At 30.8% G+C, this 6228-nt stretch carries 4 protein-coding genes and 1 tRNA gene; 2 read left to right on the top strand and 3 right to left on the bottom strand.

From position 1 onward, the window contains the following. Positions 1-850: 850 nt before the first annotated feature. A tRNA-Gly gene (locus J0M08_14150) sits at positions 851-921 on the bottom strand. 974 nt (positions 922-1895) lie between these two features. On the opposite strand from J0M08_14150, the gene J0M08_14145 reads away from it, so the two are divergent. Continuing rightward, positions 1896-2033 (top strand): hypothetical protein, encoded by a 138-nt coding sequence (locus tag J0M08_14145; protein MBN8704198.1) that lies wholly within the window; start codon positions 1896-1898, stop codon positions 2031-2033. A gap of 394 nt (positions 2034-2427) precedes the next feature. Further along, entirely contained in the window at positions 2428-2634 is a 207-nt protein-coding gene (locus J0M08_14140; GenBank protein MBN8704197.1) for a hypothetical protein, read from the top strand. A 926-nt stretch (positions 2635-3560) separates the two neighbouring features. Here the strand turns inward: J0M08_14140 and J0M08_14135 are convergent. Both J0M08_14135 and J0M08_14130 read right to left on the bottom strand, forming a co-directional pair. Continuing rightward, positions 3561-3653, bottom strand: coding sequence for a J domain-containing protein (locus J0M08_14135; protein MBN8704196.1), 93 nt, complete (start codon positions 3651-3653; stop codon positions 3561-3563). A 476-nt stretch (positions 3654-4129) separates the two neighbouring features. Then, complete coding sequence (locus J0M08_14130) at positions 4130-4366, bottom strand: hypothetical protein (protein ID MBN8704195.1); 237 nt, start codon at positions 4364-4366, stop codon at positions 4130-4132. Positions 4367-6228 lie beyond the last annotated feature (1862 nt).

Here is a 6228-nt window from a genome sequence, read left to right as displayed (position 1 = left end):
TAAATGTATCGATTTATTGAACATCTTTGGAGTTTAAATATTCATATTTCAGCTTTGGTAAAGAAACTAAATAAAATACATTAAGTTAAGTTCCTTTTTTTCTGAGAAATCTTATAAATGACCCAAACGCAATTTCTGTATAATTTTATTATATTTTTAGGGAAGTATAGTCAAATGCATCGCAGAGAGCAGTATAAACTGTTTGATCAGAAATGTTACGATTAAAATCCAAAGCATCAGTAATTTAATACTAGAAGTATAATATACTTCTCATATATATTGCCAAAAAATTATACATTCGATTGAGTTTTATTTTGGGGAAATTTAATTATTATCTGTCTTTATCTTTTGATTTAGTTTTAGAAAATTGATTGTTTATATAAGTTCTTTCGGGGTTTATAGTTTTTGAGCCACTTCCATTATTTGATTGAGATTAGGGTGAAGCATTACTCGAGGAGGATGAGCTGGCATAAGCATGTGCATCGAAAATGTGGGCAAGCAGCACGTAGCAGAAGGCCATGATGTTGGCATTGCAACCGCTGCGCACAATAACATGGTCGACCGATGTGGGAGGAAATGCGCCTGAGATGTCTGTAAATGACTTAACCGAATAATTGTTTTTAGAATTTTATAATAATGCTTAAATCTTAAGTTGCTCCAAATCGTCTGAGTTTAGCATTAAAATTACTGCGATTTATTATTATTTTGTTTATTATTAAAATCTCTCACGTCCCGAATCATTAAAATCATATCACGCTTTCCCATGATGGCAGTTAGTCACAAAAAAGAACAGTAAACAATGTAACATTAAAATTATTGTAAAATGGACATAAATAATATATAATAAAAATGCTGCAACCGAGAATCGAACTCGGGCCTAAGCGATGGCAACGCTCAATTCTACCACTAAACTATTGCAGCTTGACTAATCAACTTCCCCCTACTTTACTGTTGTTTACAAAATAAAATAAATTATCTTTTGACACATAATAATTAGTTTTTCAGTATTATAAACCATTTATAATTGTAATGATATTTTAAAATAAGGAAAAAATTATCATATTAATCTTCAATATCTTGACTTCTTTGGTTTGGATTTACTAGATCGCGATAAGCATTTTCTCAATTGTTCTGAGGAAACAGATTTCGACTTTTTAGAAGAGTTTGTTAATTTCATTCTCTCCCTTCTCCTTTTAACGACGCCAGCAATAAAATAATCTTCGTTCTGCAAATTATCAAGTTCTCGAATATTATTATTTACTATTTGATTGGTCTTCCCAGATTCATCCTACTATTTAGTTTATTAAATATCTTCTAATTTGGATAACAATTTTGAACTTAACTTTTTTTATTTTTTTGCCATCTGAGTTTTAATTTTTTTTTGTTAACACCTGTGATCACAACTTTTGCTTTTTTGAGCTGCTACTTACTAATATTAAATAGATGGGTAATTTATCTATAATATTTTGTGTCCAATTTAAAACATGGCTTTACACATTTCCTTTTGGGTTTCAAATATCGTTTTTAGGCATTGCATTTAGGGAGGTACGATATGATATAAGTTGCTAAATTGATTTCTTTGTCCCGCAGATTATGCATTTTTCTTTCTATGTTTGGGCTTTTTTTAGTATTGTTTACTTAATGTGCATATCTCATAGCAATCTTCTCTCCACATTCAATGAAATATTAAACCGATCAATAATAATAAAGTTATAGAATTTAATTTGTTATAATTTTGACCCTTATTTGCTACTCATATTTTAAAATCTTGTTAGCAATTTTAATATAAATAAGATTAGGGGATTATGGTAAATTTACTGAGAATATTCTGGAAATATTAATTGTTATAACTTATTGAAATTTAATTTTAATATATTAAATATTTAAAATTGCACATGGCCGAAGACAACCGCTTTGATGGAATTTTGATGTCTATCATCCAACAAAAAGGAAATATTGATGGATTCTTTGATTCAGTTTTCGGGTTCCTTAGAAGGAACACAGACTTTTTTGCAAATCAAAAAAAAGCCTAGTAAATCATAGTAGGAACTTGCAAAAAAAACTTTGACAAATATACAAGCGATCAAGCATAAAAGAAAAAGTAATAAACAAAGAAAAAAGAAGCTTAATAGAAAAAGAAAAAACAAAAAGAATAACAATAAAAATAGAAAGAATCTTCCAAAAAAACAACATAACAAGCTCAACAACCAAAAGTTGAGAAAGCTTAAAAGAAAGAAGAGACGACATAAAAAGTATAGGGGAAGACTGAAACAGAAGATAACACCCCTCCTCCAATTGGAAATGGTGGAAGAACTGATAAGTATATATGGACGCAAACTCTATAAGTAAAAAATGTGTTAATTTTAGAATCTTGATATGTACATTTTTGTGGATAAATAAGTAACAAAAAAACAAGTAAAAGTAACAATAGGTCTTGATACATTAAAAGTGATAGTGAATGGGCAAACAATAATAGATGGAAAGTTAAAGGAAAAGATAAATGCAGACGACTCACTGTGGACAATTGAGGAGGGTCAAATTCAAGATTATAAGGGGAAGTATATAAACATCAATATTGAGAAATGGAAGAATCAAACCAGTTGGTGGAGCACACCCATAAAAGGAGACAAGTAAATAAATACTCAAAAGATTAACCCAGAGCCATCCAAATTATCAGATCTGGATGGGGAAACAAGATCCACTGTCGAGAAGATGATGTTCGACATGAGACAGAAGCAAGCCGGGTTGCCTACTTCCGATGAACTACAGAAACAATAAAAGCTGAAGTAGTTCATGAAAGCGCATCCTTAAATGGACTTCTCCCAGTGCAAATTCAACTGATTAAATCATGTATATAATCAAAATTGTTACTATCACTGACTATAGCTATACTCTTGTTTGTATAAGCCTGACCCTCTGTTTATCATCTACTTGAATCTTTCTATATTTTAACTACTCAAACTTAAATCTATCTTCTCTACTTTTTGTCGATTTAATGCTTTAAGCAAATGTTATCTTTTACTGTTTTCTAAATGGAAACTTACACTTATCAAAGGATGTTTAAAATTTTTTACTATTTATGTGCAATCTTATATTGAATTCAATGTTATTATAGCTTTGTTTCTTTTTGGCTATAATTTAATTTGGTCTATTTTTCCATAGGTTTGAAATGCTATCCTTAACATATTTTCAGTAAAGCTCAATCCTTATTTCCAATTAACGTCAAATGATGAAATTATTTAATAATATTTATTTGCCCCCATACCTTCAAATATTTATCTTTTTATATTCTATCTTTATTCTGCTTACTCCATTTTTTTCTTGAAAAATTCTTTCCTTTTTTTGAGTTATTTTTATATTTAATCTTGAGTTTTTGCATGCTATTATTATCTTCTTTTTAAATCTTAAGCAAATTTTCTCCTTTTATCATCCATTGATTAGACCCGTTTCTTTTGCTCTTAAAGAACTTTAGCATACGATTGATAAATCTTTCTATTTTATTCTTGCTCTAAAAACTAATATGCTTGATTAACTTTAAGAAACATTAATTTGGCTGATTATTAATCATTTTTATCGGGATGGTACTTAATGGCTAACATTCTGTAGTTTTTTCTGAGTGCTGCAACATCATCATTCGGATCTGTGTTGAGTATTTAATAAGGATCTTTGCCAAGATCAGCTATTAAATCTTTGAGGACTTGCATATTATAATTATAGATAATGTCTCTTATAAGAAAATTGAAATAAATAGAATAAATATCAAGTACTCACTTTCTCTTTTCTCTCAACTTGCGATCATTTCTTTGAACAACTTCCAGTCTTTATTTTTCATTTTGGGCTTTCGGTATTTGCATCAGTCTTCGATATGCTATGTCCTCTCGCCAGTTCGAATCCGAAGGTAAGGGATTTTTCTCATATTATAGTTTATGTGGTAACTGCTATATTATGTTCAAAATATTCTCGTTTTCATAACTAATTTGCTGATGCCATACCCCCGTAAATTTTCCAAGTGTATCCTTTATTTAGTTTTATGCAGGAGCTCTTCTATTTTTTTACAACGAACTGATAAAATTGGCAGAAACTCGATAGGCCTGACCTTCAAAATAATCTTCAGGTTGTTACTGCTTTTTCATCGAAAAAAATCCTTTTTTAGAAGGATTATAGACGATTTACGTAAATAAGTGTTCGGCTTCGGACCAACAATAAGCTGCATAGGGATAGATGTACCTTTGCCTTGCACATTAAATTTTCTTTCTCCATACATGACTCCTGTTACCTCTCCTCCAGCAGAACAGTAACAGATTCGACTACCATCATTGAAATTGATTCTAAAAATACCATCATTAGTTCCTTTGCCACTGTTCATGGATAGTTCTGCTTTGGATTATAATTGACCTACATAGCGTTATATTTACCCGATATAACATAGCCTCTTCCATACACGAGTAAGGCTGAAATTGGGGGATGATGGCTTATTTGCTCCCCATAGGCCGGACACCCATGGATCCAAGCTTGGAAAGTTTATCCTAATATTGGATTGAATGGTTTCTCCATTATCAAATATAACGAAGACATGCTTACCCCGAAAGCTACTGTCGCCTTAAATTTCTACATTTCGCTTTTATTAACGGCTTTCTATAGTAACAGAGTTGCGTAACATAAACTTTGAATTAAGAGTTCTAAATTACTTTTCGCTGTGAATATATCACATGGTAAACTGATATTTAATATTGATTTGCCTGACATTATATTTTTGCCTATTTTAGACAGCACAAACTTCAACACACCCTTTTGGTCATCTATTTTCTTTTGATTAATAAATAACATTCCTCCATTCTTTGTATCATGTTTCCAATCATTAGACCAGAGAGGATGCTGTCCTGGGCCAGGTGCGGTCCAAACTAGGGATGGATAGGTTTTTGTAGGGACTAGCTGGTATTTCCCTTTGATAAATCCCCTCTCAATTACAACCATTCCTTTTTAATCAAATCTTAGTTTGATTGCCTGATTCGTCTCGAACTTTTATGGTTATATCTATCTTGGATCAATTTCTCCCTATCCATTCTACATGCTCATTTTTCTTCTTTATTCTTATATCTATTTTTGTTTTGATTATCTTTGAAATGAAATATCTAAGTTTTGCTTTCCTTAACCCATTCTTAGATTTTTTGTCAAACTTTCCCGACTAACTTGCTTTGATTTATTAAGTATTTAAATATTTTGGTTTCTTAATGTGGTTGTTTCAGTATCCATATTTTTAGCTAAGTTAAATGGAGTATTGTCTGTTTTAGTGGATATAAATTTGGGACTTTCTTATACATTTATCATTTGTTACTGCTTTTGTTTTAATTTAATTCGTTGCGTTTTTCTTTTAATTCGTAACTAATTTTATCTTTAATTATCTTTGTTTTTAGTGATATCCCAATTAATATCGAATAGCACATAATTTTTTAATCTGTCTTTATTGTTCCTAATAAATTATGGAAGTCTGCTGTAATTTTTTAGATAATTGAGGACTAAGTTAGAGTTTTGATTGTCGTTCAAATAGCCAAAATTATCCATGGATATAGTCCCGATGAGAACTATCTTGTTCATGGATTTTCTTAAGATTGCCCAAATGCATTCGTATTTGCCTCGAACAATCGTAATGAACGGAGGAAAATTGCCATTTTAGATATCCTTATCTGCTATATAATATGCATTGGGGCCGATACTGAAACCATGCCTAATAAATACAAAATCTCTTGGTCGATAGATTCTACTAAAAGCTTTGAGTTGCATGTACATAATACCTGCATTTTATGATGATATCAATGTCTTTATAGACGTTTCTTCGATGTTGTCATTGTATTATTTCTAAAAGTTGGGTCCACAAATAGCTTTGAAAATATACTCACAGGGTGTCTCCTTTTATGACTAGAACTCCATTACCATTTTATATTTCTGTTTCTCGTCCATGTTCTGCATGATTCTCATGTTAGGTTCGTTGTAAATCATTTCATAATTCCCCTCCCACTCTACCTCGTTAAACTCGAAATCTGGAAACATTTTATGAAAAAAATTAAAATGTCTAATATTCTGGTTTTGCACCTATTTTTCATTCTTACTTTCTATTGCTTAGATGTTATTGTTTGATTCTCCTTCTACTAATTACTCTATAATTGATTTCTCCAGATTGGCCCTTTTAATTGGTGTTCTTGGACTTTTAGTTTATGATATTGAATCAGA

The organism is Bacteroidota bacterium (assembly GCA_017303975.1).
GTDB lineage: Bacteria > Bacteroidota > Bacteroidia > JAFLBG01 > JAFLBG01 > JAFLBG01.
Note: the sequence above shows the minus strand (reverse complement) of the source record. Positions and strands in the feature narration are given on the sequence as shown.

Bases quoted from the DNA above. Each gene is read 5' to 3' on its own strand.
- J0M08_14145 (MBN8704198.1), top strand. From the start codon at position 1,896: ATGGCCGAAGACAACCGCTTTGATGGAATTTTGATGTCTATCATCCAA.
- J0M08_14130 (MBN8704195.1), bottom strand. From the start codon at position 4,366: ATGAACAGTGGCAAAGGAACTAATGATGGTATTTTTAGAATCAATTTC.